The 17,059-nt window shown below is 51.5% G+C and carries 15 protein-coding genes; 14 read left to right on the top strand and 1 reads right to left on the bottom strand.

Annotation, left to right across the window (positions count from 1 at the left end):
* Positions 1-10: 10 nt before the first annotated feature.
* The 14 genes from C7W93_RS15985 (at position 11) to C7W93_RS15920 (ending at position 16,794) form a co-directional block, all read left to right on the top strand.
* Positions 11-1,801, top strand: a complete 1,791-nt coding sequence (locus C7W93_RS15985) for an acyl-CoA dehydrogenase C-terminal domain-containing protein (RefSeq protein ID WP_108441289.1) — start codon at positions 11-13, stop codon at positions 1,799-1,801.
* 74 nt (positions 1,802-1,875) lie between these two features.
* Positions 1,876-4,263: a 3-hydroxyacyl-CoA dehydrogenase/enoyl-CoA hydratase family protein gene (locus C7W93_RS15980; RefSeq protein WP_108441288.1), complete on the top strand. Its 2,388-nt coding sequence runs from the start codon at positions 1,876-1,878 to the stop codon at positions 4,261-4,263.
* 14 nt (positions 4,264-4,277) lie between these two features.
* The gene (locus tag C7W93_RS15975) at positions 4,278-5,474 is read left to right on the top strand and encodes an acetyl-CoA C-acyltransferase (RefSeq protein WP_108441287.1); all 1,197 of its coding nucleotides are present in this window, start codon (positions 4,278-4,280) and stop codon (positions 5,472-5,474) included.
* Positions 5,475-5,616: 142 nt separating this feature from the next.
* Positions 5,617-6,381, top strand: a complete 765-nt coding sequence (locus tag C7W93_RS15970; RefSeq protein WP_201747275.1) for an enoyl-CoA hydratase — start codon at positions 5,617-5,619, stop codon at positions 6,379-6,381.
* 282 nt (positions 6,382-6,663) lie between these two features.
* Positions 6,664-8,214 (top strand): sugar ABC transporter ATP-binding protein, encoded by a 1,551-nt coding sequence (locus C7W93_RS15965; RefSeq protein WP_108441284.1) that lies wholly within the window; start codon positions 6,664-6,666, stop codon positions 8,212-8,214.
* A 91-nt stretch (positions 8,215-8,305) separates the two neighbouring features.
* On the top strand, positions 8,306-9,289 hold the full coding sequence (locus C7W93_RS15960) for an ABC transporter permease (protein WP_108441282.1): 984 nt from the start codon (positions 8,306-8,308) through the stop codon (positions 9,287-9,289).
* A 130-nt stretch (positions 9,290-9,419) separates the two neighbouring features.
* Positions 9,420-10,337, top strand: coding sequence for an ABC transporter substrate-binding protein (locus tag C7W93_RS15955; protein ID WP_201747308.1), 918 nt, complete (start codon positions 9,420-9,422; stop codon positions 10,335-10,337).
* Between the two features lie 122 nt (positions 10,338-10,459).
* Entirely contained in the window at positions 10,460-11,470 is a 1,011-nt protein-coding gene (locus C7W93_RS15950) for a zinc-binding alcohol dehydrogenase family protein (protein WP_108442162.1), read from the top strand.
* Positions 11,471-11,476: 6 nt separating this feature from the next.
* Positions 11,477-12,595 (top strand): D-mannonate oxidoreductase, encoded by a 1,119-nt coding sequence (locus C7W93_RS15945; RefSeq protein ID WP_108441278.1) that lies wholly within the window; start codon positions 11,477-11,479, stop codon positions 12,593-12,595.
* Positions 12,596-12,759: 164 nt separating this feature from the next.
* Positions 12,760-13,674: a GntR family transcriptional regulator gene (locus C7W93_RS15940; protein ID WP_108441276.1), complete on the top strand. Its 915-nt coding sequence runs from the start codon at positions 12,760-12,762 to the stop codon at positions 13,672-13,674.
* A gap of 94 nt (positions 13,675-13,768) precedes the next feature.
* Positions 13,769-14,101, top strand: coding sequence for a UxaA family hydrolase (locus C7W93_RS15935; protein ID WP_108441274.1), 333 nt, complete (start codon positions 13,769-13,771; stop codon positions 14,099-14,101).
* Between the two features lie 3 nt (positions 14,102-14,104).
* Positions 14,105-15,316 (top strand): UxaA family hydrolase, encoded by a 1,212-nt coding sequence (locus C7W93_RS15930; RefSeq protein WP_108441272.1) that lies wholly within the window; start codon positions 14,105-14,107, stop codon positions 15,314-15,316.
* A 38-nt stretch (positions 15,317-15,354) separates the two neighbouring features.
* Entirely contained in the window at positions 15,355-16,368 is a 1,014-nt protein-coding gene (locus C7W93_RS15925) for an aldo/keto reductase (protein WP_108441270.1), read from the top strand.
* A gap of 96 nt (positions 16,369-16,464) precedes the next feature.
* Positions 16,465-16,794 carry an L-rhamnose mutarotase gene (locus tag C7W93_RS15920; protein WP_108441268.1) on the top strand — a complete coding sequence of 110 codons (330 nt, stop codon included), beginning with the start codon at positions 16,465-16,467 and terminating at the stop codon, positions 16,792-16,794.
* Positions 16,795-16,948: 154 nt separating this feature from the next.
* Here the strand turns inward: C7W93_RS15920 and C7W93_RS15915 are convergent, their stop codons facing one another.
* Positions 16,949-17,059 (bottom strand): entericidin A/B family lipoprotein, encoded by a 111-nt coding sequence (locus C7W93_RS15915; RefSeq protein WP_370446501.1) that lies wholly within the window; start codon positions 17,057-17,059, stop codon positions 16,949-16,951.

Here is a 17,059-nt window from a genome sequence, read left to right as displayed (position 1 = left end):
GGAGAGCACCATGGGTCAATACGTCGCGCCACTGCGAGATATGCAATTCGTCATGCACGAGTTGTTACGTGTAGAAGATACGCTGAAGCAATTGCCGAAACACGCAGAAATCGATGCCGACATCATTAATCAGGTGTTGGAAGAGGGCGGAAAATTTACTTCGCAAGTCTTGTTTCCGTTGAATCATTCTGGCGATCGCGAAGGCTGTCATCACGACAAAACAACCAAGTCCGTTACTACACCGAAAGGCTTTAAAGAAGCCTACAAACAGTACGTAGAAGCTGGTTGGCCCGCGCTTTCTTGCGCCACAGAATTTGGCGGCCAAGGCTTACCGTTGGTGATGAACAACGCCTTCTACGAAATGATGAATTCCGCCAATCAAGCGTGGACCATGTATCCCGGTCTGTCGCACGGCGCTTACGAATGCCTGCTTGAACACGGTACGCCAGAACAAAAAGCATTGTATTTGCCGAAGCTGGTATCGGGCGAGTGGACTGGCACAATGTGCCTGACTGAAGCGCATTGCGGGACCGATCTCGGCATGCTGCGTTCTAAGGCAGAGCCGCAAACTGACGGCTCTTATCGGATCACTGGCAGCAAGATTTTCATCTCAGCCGGTGAGCACGACATGGCCGACAATATCCTGCATTTGGTACTGGCACGTTTGCCTGATGCACCGCAAGGCTCGAAAGGCATTTCGTTATTTCTGGTACCGAAATTTCTGCCCAATGCAGATGGTTCGGTTGGTGAGCGCAATCCGATCACTTGCGGTGCAATCGAAGAAAAAATGGGCATTCACGGCAATTCAACTTGCCAGATGAATCTCGACGGCGCTACCGGCTGGATCATCGGTAGCCCGCATAAAGGTTTGAACGCCATGTTTGTGTTCATGAATGCAGCGCGCCTTGGCGTCGGCATGCAAGGTCTTGGCCTGACTGAAGTAGCGTATCAAAATGCATTGATATACGCCAAAGACCGGATTCAGATGCGCAGTCTGTCGGGCATCAAAGCCCCGGATAAAGCCGCCGATCCGATCATTGTTCACCCTGATGTGCGCCGTATGTTGTTGACGGCAAAAGCCTACGCAGAAGGCGGTCGCGCGTTCTGTACTTACCTTGCGCTGCAAATCGACAAAGAACTAAATCATCCTGACGAAGCAGTGCGTAAAGACGCCGCGGACGAAGTAGCGTTGCTGACGCCGGTAGTCAAAGCGTTTATTACCGACAATGCCTGGGTCGCCACCTCAGAGTGTATGCAAGTCTACGGCGGTCATGGTTTTATCGCCGAATGGGGCATGGAGCAATACGTGCGCGATGCCCGCATCAACATGATTTACGAAGGCACTAACACGATCCAGTCGCTGGATTTGCTGGGTCGCAAAGTCTTAATGGATAACGGTGCCAAGCTGAGAAAGTTCGGCGCGAAGATTCAGGCATTCGTCGAAGAAAATGGCACGGACGAAGCATTATCCGAGTTCATCACACCATTGGCCGATTTAGGTGATAAGGTCACCAAGTTAACCATGGAAATCGGTATGAAAGCATTCCAGAATCCAGATGAGGCCGGTGCCGCCGCGGTGCCCTATTTGCGCGTCGTCGGTCATCTGGTATATGCCTATTTCTTTGCACAAATGGCCAAGATCGCGTTGGAAAAACAAGATAGCGGCGATAAATTTTATATTTCAAAACTGGCGACAGTCCGTTTCTACTTTGCGCGTTTGCTGCCAGAAACGGCGATGCTGATTCGTCAGGCGCGCTCTGGTTCGGCCAGCCTCATGGCGTTAGATGCTGATCTGTTTTAAATATTGATGCACAGTAGAACACCGTTCCCGCTGTGCATTTTTCGTATCAGGATTTGCTAATTAAGGAGACAACAGTGTCCAATTTCATCGTAAAAAAAGTCGCCGTACTGGGTGCCGGCGTGATGGGCGCCCAAATCGCTGCGCACTGCCTGAATGCCAAAGTTCCGGTCATTCTGTTTGACTTGCCAGCCAAAGAAGGCCCAAAGAATGGCATCGTCTTGCGCGCCATTGAGAATCTAAAAAAACTCAGCCCGGCCCCGCTAGGCAATAAAGATGACGCTGCGCTGATCGAAGTCGGTAACTACGAAGACGATATCGCCAAGTTGGCAGAGTGCGATTTGATCATCGAAGCGATTGCCGAGCGCATGGACTGGAAGCATGATCTGTATAAGAAAGTCGCGCCGCATATTGCGCCGAATGCGATTTTTGCTTCCAACACTTCGGGTCTGTCGATCACTGGTTTATCAGAAGGTTTTGACGCAGAATTGAAAGCTCGCTTTTGTGGCGTGCATTTTTTCAATCCACCGCGCTACATGCATTTGGTCGAGCTGATTCCTACCGCGACCACCAAGCCGGAAATTCTGGATCAGTTAGAAGGCTTCCTTGCTACCACGCTGGGCAAAGGCGTTGTACGCGCCAAAGATACGCCTAACTTCATCGCTAATCGCGTTGGCGTGTTCGGCATTCTTTCGACTGCGCATCAGGCTGAGAAATTCGGTCTGTCGGTCGACGTTGTCGATGACCTTACCGGGGCTAAACTGGGCCGTGCCAAGTCGGGTACTTTCCGCACCGCAGACGTCGTCGGGCTGGATACCATGGGCCATGTTATTAAGACGATGCAAGACAGTCTGAAAGACGATCCTTTCTACAGCGTCTATGCCACGCCACCACTATTGGCAAAGCTGATTGAGCAGGGCGCATTGGGTCAGAAAACCGGCGCAGGATTTTACAAAAAAGTTGGCAAAGATATTTTGCGGATTGACGCAGTCAAAGGCGAATACGTCACTGGCGGCGGTAAGGCCGATGATCTGGTCGCACGCATTCTGAAAGACAAAGATCCGGTCAAGCGCATGAAGGCGCTGCGTGAATCGACCAATCCTCAGGCACAATTTCTGTGGTCGATTTTCCGTGATGGCTTTCATTACATCGCTATCCATCTTGCGTCGATTGCTGACAATGCCCGCGATATCGATTTCGCGATGCGCTGGGGCTTTGGCTGGAGCGTAGGTCCGTTTGAAATCTGGCAAGCTGCTGGCTGGCAACAAATTGCCGGTTGGGTTAAAGAAGATATCGAAGCCGGTAAAGCGTTATGCAACGCGCCGTTGCCAGCATGGGTATTCGATGGCCGCACCGGTGTGCACACTGCCGAAGGTTCTTATTCTCCGGCCAAGAAAGCCAACGTTGCACGCTCTGATCTGGCGGTGTATCAGCGTCAGGTATTCCGCGCGCCACTAGTTGGCGAAGGCGTCGCTGATGGTAGCACTGCTGGCACGACCGTATTTGAAGACGAATCTGTGCGCCTCTGGCATCAAGACGACGAAGTCCTGATCATCTCGTTCAAAACTAAATTGCACGTTATCGGACCGGGCGTGATCGCCGGTCTGAATATGGCAATCGCCGAGGCTGAAAAGAACTTCAAGGGCTTGGTGTTATGGCACGCAGATGCAGCCAATGGCGGCGCATTTTCGGCCGGTGCCGATCTACAATCGATGTTGCCGTTATTCATGTCTGGCGGCGTTAAAGCGATTGAGCCGATGGTTGCCCAATTGCAGCAAGCCTTCATGAGCCTGAAGTATGCCAGCGTTCCGGTAGTGGCGGCTGTGGCCGGTCTGGCGCTTGGCGGCGGTTGCGAATTGGCGTTGCATGCATCGAAACGTGTGGCGGCGATTGAATCGTATATCGGTCTGGTGGAAGTCGGCGTTGGCTTGATCCCGGCTGGTGGTGGATTGAAAGAAGCGGCGTTGCGCGCTGCGCATGACGCCAACGGAAATGACATCCTGCAATTCCTCAAATCGTCGTTCCTGAATGCTGCCACTGCAAATGTGTCGAAATCGGCTTTGGAAGCCAAGAAAATGGGCTATCTGAAGGACAGCGATGTCATCGTCTTTAACGCCTACGAATTGCTGCATGTCGCTAAGGTTGAGGCGCGTGCGATGTTTGACGCCGGTTATCGTCCGCCTTTAAAAGCGTTGATTCCAGTCGTCGGTCGCAGCGGCATCGCGACCATCATGGCGCAATTGGTAAACATGCGTGACGGTGGTTTTATCTCGGCGCATGACTATAAACTGGGATGCATGATTGCTGAGATCGTCTGCGGCGGTGAAGTCGAAGAGGGCAGCGTCGTCAATGAACAATGGTTGCTGGATTTGGAGCGCAAGGCTTTCATGGAATTGCTGAATCATCCAAAAACCCAAGAGCGCATCATGGGCATGATGCAAACCGGCAAACCGGTCCGCAACTAATAACGGAGATTTAAATGACCAAACAACTACAAGATGCGTACATTGTTGCCGCTACCCGTACCCCAATCGGCAAAGCGCCGCGTGGCATGTTCAAGAACACGCGCCCTGACGATTTGTTGGTGCGTGTGCTGCAATCAGTGTTGGCGCAGGTGCCTGATCTGGACCCGAAGCTGATCGAAGATGCCATCATCGGCTGCTCATTCCCTGAAGGCGCACAAGGCCTGAACATGGCGCGTAACGGCGTGTTGCTGGCTGGCTTGCCGAACACTGTTGGTGGCGTCACCGTCAATCGTTATTGCGCCTCAGGCATCACTGCTATTGCAATGGCCGCTGACCGGATTCGTGTCGGTCAGGCTGATGTGATGATTGCTGGCGGTGCCGAATCGATGTCGATGGTGCCAATGATGGGCTTCCATCCATCGGTGAATATGAACGTCTTCAAAGATGAAAATATTGGCATGGCGTATGGCATGGGCTTGACTGCGGAAAACGTCGCCAAGCAATGGAAAGTCTCGCGTGAATCGCAAGATGCATTTGCGTTGCAATCGCATCAAAAGGCGATTGCCGCGCAATTGGCGGGCGAGTTTGATGATGAGACTACATCAGTCGATATCATCGAGCGCTTCCCTAATCTGGCGACCGGACAGATCGATACCAGCACCCGTACCGTCAGCCGCGACGAAGGTGCGCGAGCTGAATCGACGTTGGCTGCGCTGGCTAAATTGAAGCCGGTGTTTTCTGCTAAAGGCAGCGTCACCGCCGGTAACAGTTCACAAACGTCGGATGGCGCGGGTGCATTGATTCTGGTCAGCGAAAAAATCCTGAAGCGATTCAATCTGACGCCGCTGGCACGTTTCGCATCGTTTGCGGTGCGTGGCGTTCCACCTGAAATCATGGGAATCGGTCCAAAAGAAGCGATTCCGGCAGCGTTGCGCGCAGCGGGGATTACGCAAGATCAACTGGATTGGATCGAGTTGAACGAAGCGTTTGCGGCGCAAGCATTGGCGGTGATTCAGGACTTGGGGCTGGACCCATCCAAGGTCAATCCGATGGGCGGCGCGATTGCTTTGGGTCATCCGTTGGGCGCGACCGGTGCGATCCGCGCAGCCACGACTATCCATGCATTACGCCGTAAGAATCTGAAATACGGGATGGTGACAATGTGCGTCGGTACGGGCATGGGCGCCGCAGGTATTTTTGAGCGGATGTAATCCGGTCACTATCGTGCATTGGCATCAAAAAAGCCGTACCGCGATTGCTGTGCGGCTTTTTTATGGGTGAAGATTTCGTCATCTGAGGCGATTTTAAGATGACCCGATTGACCTTTATTTTTTTGCTTTACTGGAGATAAATATGGATATTTTGACGAGCAAGGAAAATGGCATTTTGACGATTACTTTTAATCGTCTGGAAAAGAAGAACGCATTTACCGCAGTGATGTATCAATCCATGGTTGACGCAATGAAAGACGCAGAAGCAGATGCGGAAGTGCGCGCGATTTTGTTCGTCGGCCAGCCGCAAATATTTAGTGCGGGTAACGACATCGAAGACTTTTTGAAGAATCCCCCGAATAGCGAAAGCAGTCCGGTATTTCAATTTCTTTGGCAGATCAGCCATGCCAGCAAACCGCTGGTCGCTGCGGTGGCAGGCGCTGCGGTAGGAATCGGCACCACTATGCTATTGCACTGCGATTTGGTCTATGCAGCAGACAATGCGCGATTTTCGATGCCGTTTACGCAGCTTGGTTTATGCCCTGAGGCTGCATCAAGTTTGTTGTTTCCGCAACTCGCTGGCTATCAACGGGGCGCTGAAAAATTATTGTTGGGTGAACCGTTCGACGTAATCGAGGCGCACGCAATGGGGTTGGTAAATAAAATAGTGCCAGCCGATGAGTTACTTGCCTTTGCACAGGCGCAAGCAGCCAAGCTGGTCGCTCTGCCAGCGGCTTCGATTCGCATTACCAAACAATTGATGAAGGGCGCACAGACTGCCACGGTCGAAGTGCAAATGGCGCAGGAAATCAATCATTTTGGCGCGATGTTGAAAGCGCCGGAGGCCAAAGAAGCTTTTACCGCCTTCTTTGAGAAACGTCGCCCGGATTTTAAGCAGTTCCGCTAATCCGTCGTCCAAAAAGCTGCGGCATTGCAGCATGAATATTTATTGACATTGGATTTTCGGTTCTATATATTTATAAAACCAAACGCAGGAAGATGGCTTTAGATCGATTTTTTGGGTGAACGTAGGCCCAAAACATAACAAACGAGTGCTGTCGTTCTACACGTTTTGAGAGGGAAGAGCGGATGCCAGAAGGACTCTGGATCCGCTATTTATTTATCCTCGTTGGTTTATTAAACATATTAAACCGACGAAGTGTGGCAGGCGCGGGGAAAGCAAAAACATATGCAGCTAGAAATTAATGCCGAAACGGTCAACCGCCCGCTGGCTTCCCCTATCCCGGAATACATCCTTTCTCTTAGCGATGTCACCAAGCGTTTCCCCGGCGTATTGGCGCTGGATAAGGTCAGTTTTGATCTGAAAAAAGGTGAGGCGCACGCGGTTTGCGGAGAAAACGGCGCGGGGAAATCAACCCTGATGAAAGTAATCAGCGGCGTATTTCAGCCCGACGAAGGGACAATTCTCTATAAGGGGAATACCTGCCAGTTCGCGTCCAGCATGGAAGCGCAGACAGTCGGTATCGCGATCATTCATCAAGAATTGAATCTGGTGCCGCATTTATCGGTGGCGGAAAATATTTTCCTGGCGCGTGAGCCGAAAAAGGGCTGGTTCATCGATAACGCCAAAATGTGTGCCGATGCCCAGTTTTTTCTCGATCAGCTTAAGTTACAGATTAAACCGACCGATCTGGTGAAATCGCTCTCGGTGGCACAACAACAAATGGTTGAGATTGCCAAGGCGTTGTCGCTGAATGCAGAAGTATTGATTATGGACGAGCCAACATCGTCGTTGACCGAAAGCGAAACTGAGCAGCTTTTCAAGATCATCAATACGCTAAAAAACGACGGCGTTTCGATTGTGTATATCTCGCATCGCCTTGATGAAATGGTGCACATCATTGATCGCGTTACGGTGATGCGGGACGGTAAATATGTTAGTACCGATGATTTTTCCACTATCAGCGTCGATCAGATCGTGTCGAAAATGGTCGGGCGTTCGCTCGATAGTAAATTCCCTGAACGGACATCAATCCCTACTGAAGAAATCTTGCTGTCAGTCAAAGACTTAACCAGAAAAGACGTTTTCGGCCCAGTCAGTTTTGACCTCTATCGGGGAGAAATTCTGGGCTTTGCGGGCTTGATGGGAGCGGGCAGGACAGAGGTTGCACGCGCCATCTTCGGCGCGGACGCGATCAGTGGCGGCGCAATTTATCTGGGCGAGTCCGAGGTAGTTATTAACTCGCCGATAGACGCGATTAAGCAGGGCATTGCTTACTTGTCCGAAGATCGCAAAAAGGATGGTTTGCTGATCAAAATGTCAGTGGCAAATAATATTTCGATGACCAACATGGCGTCTTTGTCCGATCGGTTTGGATTCATCCAATTTGCGCAGGAAGAACGGATCGCCAAAGAATATGTTCAGGCGCTAGATATCAAGACGCCGTCCTGCCATCAGATCGTAAAAAACCTCTCCGGCGGAAATCAACAAAAAGTCGCGATCAGTAAATGGCTGTATCGCGGATCAAAAATTCTATTTTTTGATGAGCCGACGCGTGGCATCGATGTCGGCGCTAAATTCGCTATTTATCAATTGCTGGACAAGCTGGCTGCCGATGGTATTGGCGTCGTCATGATTACGTCCGAACTGCCAGAAATTCTTGGAATGACTGATCGGGTGGCGGTATTTCATGAAGGAAAAATCGCAACAATTTTGTCTAGCAAGGCAACATCGCAAGAAGAAATAATGCATTTCGCTTCAGGTCGAACTGCAACATAGTGGACAGTATTCACACGCTTTACTAGAAAAAATAGAGGGTAATTTTTCAGTTGTCCTCAACAAAAAATAGAACTTGTCTGGAGACAAAAAAATGAATGAAAAGCAAAAAGATCTGATGCAAAAATTTGCAGCGCTGGGCAGTTTGCTTGCGCTTTGCATCACCTTTTCGTTGACTAGCAGTGCGTTCTTTTCGATGAACAACGGTATGAGCGTGGCGCTGCAAGTGACCTCCATTGCCTATCTCGGTATCGGTGCCACCTGCGTGATTATTACTGGCGGCATTGATCTTAGTGTCGGATCAGTGTTAGCGCTATCTGGCGTCGCTGCCGCACTGGCGGTGAAGGCGGGCGTGCCGGTGCCGTTGGGGATGTTGCTAGGTATTTTGGTCGGCGCATTTTGCGGCGTGATCAATGGGTTTTTTATTACTAGTCTGAAACTGCCGCCGTTCATTGCGACGCTCGGCATGATGTTGGTAGCGCGTGGGGTTGCGTTGCAAATTACCGGTGCCCGCCCGGTATCGGGACTTGGCGATGATTTTGGCGTGCTAGGTAATGGCGCGTTGTTTCGGGTTGTGCGTGAAACGGCAGGTGGCTTTCCGGATGTGGTGTTTCCAGGCATTCCGTATCCCGTCATCATCATGGTGATACTCGCCGTGGCGGTCTCGATCATGTTAAGCCGGACCACTTTTGGCCGCCATATTTACGCAGTCGGATCAAACGCAGAGGCAGCGCGATTGTCTGGTGTCAACGTCGCTCGTGTGACGCTTTCCACGTATGTCATTTCAGGCGCGCTTGCGGGTCTGGCAGGTTGCGTGTTGATGTCGCGATTGGTGACGGCGCAACCGAATGAGGGCGTGATGTACGAGCTAGATGCCATCGCGAGTGCAGTGATTGGCGGTACCTCTTTGATCGGCGGTATCGGATCGATTTCGGGCACGGCGATTGGTGCTTTTGTGATCGGTATTTTACGTAACGGATTGAACATGAATGGCGTGTCCAGTTTCATCCAGCAAATCATTATCGGCGTGGTTATTTTGCTGACAGTCTGGATTGATCAAATGCGGAATAGACGTTGATGCGTAAAACGTTTTTCTGGATTGTGCGATAGGTTGGTCGCAGCAGTGGTAAGAGCAGTGTTAAAAGCAATTAAAACTAAACAGGAGAAGAAAGATGAACAGTATCAAGAAAATTTCTATCGGCATTGTTATGACGGCGTTGGCGTTTTCGATGCATTCGGCGTTTGCTGCCGGTGGTGAAATTGCGGTGATCGTGAAGTCGTCTAATTCCAACTATTGGCAAAACGTGCAAAAGGGCGCAGCTGCTGCGATGAAGGATGCCAAGGGTTACACGATGTCGTTTCAGGGACCAGCATCGGAGTCCGCGATTGCAGATGAAGTCAGCATGGTCGAAAACGCCGTGAATCGTAAAGTGGCCGGGATTCTTTTAGCACCGTCTGATCCTGACGCGTTGATCCCGGTCATGAAGAAAGCCTGGGAAGCCAAGATACCGGTGATTCTGATTGATTCTTTAGTGTCCGATGGCGGCAAAAAATACTATCAGTCGTTTCTTTCTACAGATAACGAAGCTGCCGGTGAATTGTGCGCTAAAGAGCTGATCGCCAAAATCGGTAAGACTGGCAAGATTGCGGTCATGTCTTACGTTGCTGGCGTCGGTTCTGAAATCGGACGTGTTGGTGGCTTTAAGCGTTACATTGCCGCAAATTCCCAGCTGAAAATTGTGAATACTTTCTACTCGCAATCGCAAATGGCGACGGCCCTGAACCAGACCACCGATGTACTCACCGCGCATCCTGATCTAAAGGGCATTTTTGGCGCGAATGAACCAACCGCCGTCGGCATGGCGCGGGCAATTACGCAAGCCAGCAAAGCCGGAAAAGTGGTCGCTATCGGATTCGATGGTAATCAAGATTTGCAAGGCTTTGTGAAAGACGGCACGTTGGATGCAACGGCGGTGCAAGGGTCTTATCAAATGGGTTCGTTGGGTATCCAGACATTGGTGAGCGTTATCGGTGGAAAAACGGTGCCGAAGTTTGTAAATACCGGCGTCGTCATGGTGAATAAGAAAAATATTGATTTGCCAGAAGCAAAGAACGTTTTGTATTAATCGCAGTTTTGATTCCGCGATCTGAGGGCTGACGTTGCGGTGTTCAGGTTGATGGTCCATGGAGAAAGCGGCTTCCCGAGTTCGGGAGTCGCGATTGTCAATTGAGGAAATGAGAAAAAATGATGAAGACGCTAGTCTGTGCAAGTCCGGGTGTTCTGCGCATGGAGCAAAGGCCCATGCCGGTGCGCGGGCCGGACGAGGTGCTGATCCGCGTCCGGCGTGTCGGCATTTGCGGAACCGATATGCATATTTATCAAGGCACGCAGCCATATCTTAACTATCCGCGAGTGATGGGTCACGAGTTGGCGGGCGAGGTGGTTGAGGCATCTTTGGCCTCTAGCTTAAAGGCTGGCGATACGGTCTACGTCATGCCGTATATTTCTTGCGGCGTCTGCGTGGCGTGCAGAAAAGGTAAAACGAATTGCTGCACAAATATTCAAGTGCTGGGCGTGCATCGCGATGGCGGTCTGACCGAATATCTGTCGATCCCCGCAGCCTTCGCATTTAAGACAGACGGCATATCGCTGGATCAGGCGGCGATGATTGAGTTTCTGGCCATTGGCGCGCATGCCGTGCGCCGCGCTGCAATAGCGCCGGGGCAAAACGTGCTGGTAGTTGGCGCAGGACCGATTGGTATCGCCACGGCGCTGTTCGCAGGTCTGCAAGGTGGGAAGATAACCATGTTGGATACGCGGGCAGATCGACTCCAATTCTGTCGTGAAGCGATGGGCATTGCACACGCGATTGAGGTCGGCCCGACCGACAAGATGCAATTGGCAGAACTGACACAACAGGAATTTTTCGACGTGGTGTTTGACGCCACCGGCAATACTAAAGCGATGGAACGCGGTTTTGAATTTGTCGCGCATGGCGGCACCTATGTGTTGGTATCCATCGTGCGCGATGCGATTTCATTTTCCGATCCTGAATTTCATAAACGCGAAACGACTTTGCTTGGCAGTCGTAATGCCACTGTAGAAGATTTTGAAACCGTCTTGACAGCGATGCGCGCAGGATTGGTACCGACGCAATTGCTGAACACGCATCGGACCACGTTGGATGCGCTTCCGGGCATTTTTCCGGAATGGCTGAAACCGTCGGCTGGTGTGATTAAAGCACTGGTTGAATGTTGAGTGCCCATGAATCCAATATTCCAATTTGGCACTAGCCGTTTCCTTCAGGCCCACGTTGATTTGTTTGTCAGCGAGGCGCAAGAGCACGGTGACGCGCTCGGCGGCATTACGATTGTGCAGACTAGCGAGAGCGCTGAAAGTGCGCGACGGATTGCGGCTTTCAATCGGCAAGATGGATTTCCGGTACGGATTCGGGGATGGCAAAACGGTGCGGCAATTGACGTAGAACAGCGCGTGACGTCGGTCACCGAGGCATTGCAAACGGGCCGCGATTGGTCGCTTATCCGAGAACGCGTTGCGGGTGAAATAACGGTCATTTTGTCGAATACCGGGGACAGCGGTTTTCAGCTCTCGACCGACGACAATGCCGCGCTGCTTCAAAGCAATATCGCGCCGGTGAGTTTTCCGGCCAAGCTGCTAGTTTTACTGCATGGCCGTTTTCAACGGAATGCTGCGCCGATTACGTTATTTCCCTGCGAGTTGGTGACGCGCAATGGTGACGTATTACGCGAACTGGTCGTTGGTATCGCCCGCGAATGGCAAATGAGCGCTGACTTTTTGGCCTATCTTCAGCAGAGTTGCATCTGGGTTAATTCGCTCGTGGATCGGATTGTTTCGGCACCGATTGATCCAATCGGCGCGGTCGCTGAGCCTTATGCTTTGTGGGCGATTGAGGGCCAACCCGGCATGGTATTGCCGTGTCGGCATCCACAGATTATCGTCACCGATAATCTGGATCGCTATGTCCGGTTGAAGCTATTTTTGCTTAATCTTGGTCATACCTATCTTGCTGAGCAGTGGTTGACGTGCAATCGTCCTGCCGACGAAACGGTGTTACAGGCCATGTCGGATGCAGCATTGCTCGCGCAACTGAATGCCGTTTGGGAAGAAGAGGTATTGCCGATATTTATTGCGCTGGATGAGGAGTCTTTGACACGCGACTATTTGGCGCAAGTAAAAGAGCGGTTTTGTAACCCTTTTCTGGCGCATCGTTTATCCGATATTGCACAACATCATCTTGAAAAAAAGCAGCGACGATTTACGCCGGTGCTAGCGTTGGCCGCCGAGTTGGGGCTGGCGATTCCGCAGCGCCGGTTACGGCTGGCTTTGGGCGAAGATCAATAATGCGCCCGAACAATTTATTGCGCCGGAACGATCAAAAAGGCGTATTTCAGCCCGTGAAGGCGCAAGTTGAATTGTTTTTTACTGGTAAAATACTATGAAATTTATTGCGTATTCTCAGGTAGTCTTAACCACGCGCAACGCGGCAATTGCACAGACAAAATTCGATGTCAAAACCACCTACCATCTTCAAAAAGTCGACCAATCTGTTATTGGAATTCATCGCCGGCAACATGACAGTGGGCGAAGCACTGCCATCCGAACAATTTCTGGCAACGACCTGTCAGGGCAGCCGCACAGTGGTGCGCAGCGCGATGGCTTATTTGCACACGCGGGGCGTGATCAATGGGCTGACGGATCGCCAACTTATACGGCGGCCGACCGAGGACGACTATTTCGACGTGGCGGAATTGCAATCTGGCATGGAGCGTATTCAGCAGGTCATGATGGAGCGCGTGTTCCAGCGCGATATGCAGCCGGGGGCCGAGTTTTCGGAAGTAGAATTGGCGCGAGAGGCAGGGACCAGCACCGTCAGTATCCGGGAATTTCTGATCGGTTTTTCTCGCTTTGGTTTGATCGAGAAAAAGCCGCGTGGCGGTTGGCGTCTGTGCGCCTTCGATCCTTCATTTGCGCAGGAGTTGGCGGATATGCGGCAGATGTTCGAAATCGCTGCGGTCGAACGTTTTTGCAGTCTTCCGTCGTCCGATCCTGCCTACAAAGAACTCGCCCGATTGATCGCCAAACACCAGCAATTGAAGCCAAAAATGAAAACGCGCTACGGCGAGTTTCCGGCGCTGGATCGCGAGTTTCATACTTTCTTGATCGGCTTGCTGCACAATCGATTTGCGCAGGAATTTTACGACATCATTTCTTTCGTATTTCACTATCATTATCAGTGGGACAAAGGCGAGGAGATGGAGCGCAACAGCTACGCCTTGACCGAACATCTGGCGATTCTGCTGGCGCTGGAGGAGCAAAATCCGAGCAAAGCGCTGGAGTGTATGCGCAGTCATTTACACTCCGCCCGGACCTCGCTGCTGACCTCCATCCGCACTCGCGGACAAGCTCCCGAAGCAGCTTAATCCGCTTTTTATTGATGACCAACGGCCTTTTATTCAGGCCGTTGATGGCTGTTCGCAGCCTTCTTTTTTATCCCCTTTTTTATAGGTGTACCGCATGGTGACCACTAGCACCCCTGCGCGCGTTTTCGGCGTATTGCTGATGTCTGCGCAAGACAATTGTGTTATCGCCCGCTCTGCGCTTTGCGCTGGGGATATCGTGTTGATTGATGGGCAGGAAATCACGCTGACACAGGCTATCGACATCGGCCACAAACTGGCCCGCCGCGCATTGGCGATTGGCGAAAAAGTGGTGCGGTATGGCGCGCCGATTGGCAGCGTGTCTCAGCCGATTGCCATTGGGCAGCATATTCATACCCACAATCTGGAGAGCGACTACATTCCGACCTACACCCTGAGCGGTGACGGTCATCATTTTATTGAGAGGTAAGCCATGAGTACCACGGAAATTTCCGGCTATTTGCGGGCAGACGGACGCAAGGGGATACGCAATATTGTTGTCGTCGCATATATGGTGGAATGCGCGCATCACGTCGCCCGGCAAGTCGTCAATATGTTTCCGGACCAACCTGTGCATTTGATTGGATTTGCCGGTTGTTTTCCAAATGAATACGCTGACCAGGTGATGCGCCGCCTGGTGACGCATCCCAACGTTGGTGCGGTTTTGCTGGTGTCATTGGGCTGCGAAGGTTTTAACAAGCACGGCTTAGCCGACGTGGTAGCCGCCAGCGAACGCCCGGTGCATACGATTACGATTCAGGAAAACAAGGGTACCCGCTTAAGCGTTAGCAGCGGTGTTGAATGGGTGCAATGGGCGCTAGAGGATATTGCGCAGCAGCCCAGAGTACCGATGGCGTTGAGCGAGCTGGTAGTCGCTACCATTTGCGGCGGCTCTGACAGCACCAGCGGCATCACGGCGAATCCAGCAGTGGGACGCGCGTTCGATATGCTGATCGATGCTGGTAGCACCTGCATTTTTGAAGAAACCGGCGAGCTGGTTGGCTGCGAATATCATATGAAAAATCGGGCGGTGACACCCGAACTTGGCAACGCGATTGTCGATACAGTTGCCAAGGCTGCGAATTATTACACCATCATGGGCCACGGCAGTTTTTCGCCGGGCAATGCGGATGGTGGCTTAACGACGCAGGAAGAAAAATCATTGGGCGCGTATGCCAAGAGCGGTGCATCGTCGATTTGCGGTATTTTAAAGCCCGGCGATCAGGCACCCGGTGGCGGTTTGTATTTGCTCGATGTGGTTCCGGATGGCGAGCCGCGGTTTGGCTTTCCGAATATTTCCGATAATGCTGAAATTGTTGAATTGATTTCTTGCGGTGCGCATATCACGTTGTTCACTACCGGACGTGGTTCGGTGGTCGGTTCGGCTATTTCTCCGGTCATCAAAGTTTGCGCGAATCCAGAAACCTATGCGCAACTATCCGACGATATGGACGTTAATGCTGGTCGTATTTTGACCGGTGAAGCGAATTTGGAGGAAGTCGGCGCAGAGATTGTGGCGCTGGTTTGTGATGTGGCGAATGGTGAATTAAGCCGCTCTGAATTGCTCGGCCATCAAGAATTTATCCTCACTTACAAACGTTTTGAGCCATCCGGCCCAAGTTGTTTTCCGCTGCGGCGTGCTTGATATCGGATTTTTTTAATGTGCCTGATTAGGAAATAAATATGCTCGCTAAAGATAGATTTCAACTTCCTCGCAGCGGCCTGGAATTAACCGCGTTGGGTATGGGCGGCGCAGTTATCGGCGGTTTGTATACCGCCACCAGCGACGCCGATGCGCGTGCGGCGGTGGATGAAGCGTGGGCGCTTGGACTACGTTATTTTGACACCGCGCCGTATTATGGATTTACTTTATCCGAGCATCGATTTGGTACGGCTTTACGCGAACGTCCACGCGCTGATTACGTGATCAGCACCAAAGTCGGACGTCTGATGAACCCGGATGCGACGGTGCAGCCGGGTGAAAACGGCTGGGCCGCGCCGCTGCCGTTTCGGCCCATTTTTGACTACACTTATGACGGTGTCATGCGCTCTCACGAAGATAGTTTGCAACGGCTTGGACTGGCGCATGTGGACATGCTGTTTGTGCACGATATCGGGCGCACCACGCATGGCGATCTGCATGACCATTACTGGCAGCAACTGACTAGCGGCGGCGGATTTAAAGCGCTGGATGCGCTGCGTAATAGTGGTCAAGTGGCGGCGATAGGATTGGGCGTGAACGAGTGGGAAATCGTGTATGACAGCATGCAGGAAATTGATCTGGATTGCACGTTACTGGCCGGCCGCTACACATTGCTAGAGCAGACGAGTCTGTCACCATTGCTGGAGGCCTGCGAACGCGCTGGTAATGCCATCGTGATTGGTGGGCCGTTTAATTCGGGGATTCTTGCTGGCCTGCCAAAATTTAATTATATGGATGCGCCCACCGAGATTGTTCAGCGGGTGGCGGCGTTGGAGGCCGTTTGCCGTCGTTTTGATGTGCCGCTGCCTGCGGCCGCATTGCAGTTTCCGATGGCGCATCCGGCGGTTGTTTCGTGTATTCCCGGCGTCAAAGACGTGGCACAGCTTCGTCAAAATATTGCTTGGTTTGAAATGCCGATTCCTGCGGAGTTATGGTCAACGCTGCAATCGCAAGGACTTATCGATGAACGTGCGCCGGTGCCGATTGGGGCTTAAATATATGCCATGAACGAGATCGTTGAAGTGCTGCCTGAAGACTCAGATGCACAGCGTTTTTCGGTGTAATTCGAACGCCTAATAGCGAGAAAAGACATGCAGAAAATGGGAATGGTAATAGGCATTAACCCAGAAAGTATTGTGGAATACAAGGCGCTGCATGCAGCGGTGTGGCCGCAAGTGTTAGCGACTTTGCAGAAGGCGAATATACGTAATTACACGATTTTTTTGCGAGAGCCGGAAAATCTTCTGTTCGGCTGCTGGGAATATCACGGGAATGATTTTGATGCAGATATGGCCCAAATTGGGGAAGATGCGGAAACCAAAAGATGGTGGCGTATCTGTGGTCCCTGTCAACAACCGCTCGCTTCACGTTTAGAGGGTGAGCATTGGGCAATGATGGAAACAGTGTTTCATATGGATTGATCGAAAAAAGGTGTTTGTCTGCAAGAAATTTTTGATCGATTTGATGGATGCTGTGACAAACTTTGCGTTTTTTTAATGTGAACGGCGAATAAAAAACCCGACCTGATGTCGGGTTTTTTTTGCCGAATGTTCGGCGTTATTGCTGACTGCTTAATTACATTTTTGCTTTGGTATCTTGCGCCGCATCTTGCACTTTCTCGCCGCCCTTCTGAACATCCTTGCCCATACCTTCAAATGTGTTGCAGGCGGATAGGATACCGAACAT

The organism is Glaciimonas sp. PCH181, assembly GCF_003056055.1.
Classification (GTDB): domain Bacteria; phylum Pseudomonadota; class Gammaproteobacteria; order Burkholderiales; family Burkholderiaceae_D; genus Glaciimonas.
This window is presented reverse-complemented; position numbering and strand designations above follow the sequence as displayed.

Bases quoted from the DNA above. Each gene is read 5' to 3' on its own strand.
- C7W93_RS15985 (WP_108441289.1), top strand. From the start codon at position 11: ATGGGTCAATACGTCGCGCCACTGCGAGATATGCAATTCGTCATGCAC.
- C7W93_RS15975 (WP_108441287.1), top strand. From the start codon at position 4,278: ATGACCAAACAACTACAAGATGCGTACATTGTTGCCGCTACCCGTACC.
- C7W93_RS15970 (WP_201747275.1), top strand. From the start codon at position 5,617: ATGGATATTTTGACGAGCAAGGAAAATGGCATTTTGACGATTACTTTT.
- C7W93_RS15965 (WP_108441284.1), top strand. From the start codon at position 6,664: ATGCAGCTAGAAATTAATGCCGAAACGGTCAACCGCCCGCTGGCTTCC.
- C7W93_RS15960 (WP_108441282.1), top strand. From the start codon at position 8,306: ATGAATGAAAAGCAAAAAGATCTGATGCAAAAATTTGCAGCGCTGGGC.
- C7W93_RS15955 (WP_201747308.1), top strand. From the start codon at position 9,420: ATGACGGCGTTGGCGTTTTCGATGCATTCGGCGTTTGCTGCCGGTGGT.
- C7W93_RS15950 (WP_108442162.1), top strand. From the start codon at position 10,460: ATGAAGACGCTAGTCTGTGCAAGTCCGGGTGTTCTGCGCATGGAGCAA.
- C7W93_RS15945 (WP_108441278.1), top strand. From the start codon at position 11,477: ATGAATCCAATATTCCAATTTGGCACTAGCCGTTTCCTTCAGGCCCAC.
- C7W93_RS15940 (WP_108441276.1), top strand. From the start codon at position 12,760: ATGTCAAAACCACCTACCATCTTCAAAAAGTCGACCAATCTGTTATTG.
- C7W93_RS15935 (WP_108441274.1), top strand. From the start codon at position 13,769: ATGGTGACCACTAGCACCCCTGCGCGCGTTTTCGGCGTATTGCTGATG.
- C7W93_RS15930 (WP_108441272.1), top strand. From the start codon at position 14,105: ATGAGTACCACGGAAATTTCCGGCTATTTGCGGGCAGACGGACGCAAG.
- C7W93_RS15925 (WP_108441270.1), top strand. From the start codon at position 15,355: ATGCTCGCTAAAGATAGATTTCAACTTCCTCGCAGCGGCCTGGAATTA.
- C7W93_RS15920 (WP_108441268.1), top strand. From the start codon at position 16,465: ATGCAGAAAATGGGAATGGTAATAGGCATTAACCCAGAAAGTATTGTG.
- C7W93_RS15915 (WP_370446501.1), bottom strand. From the start codon at position 17,059: ATGTTCGGTATCCTATCCGCCTGCAACACATTTGAAGGTATGGGCAAG.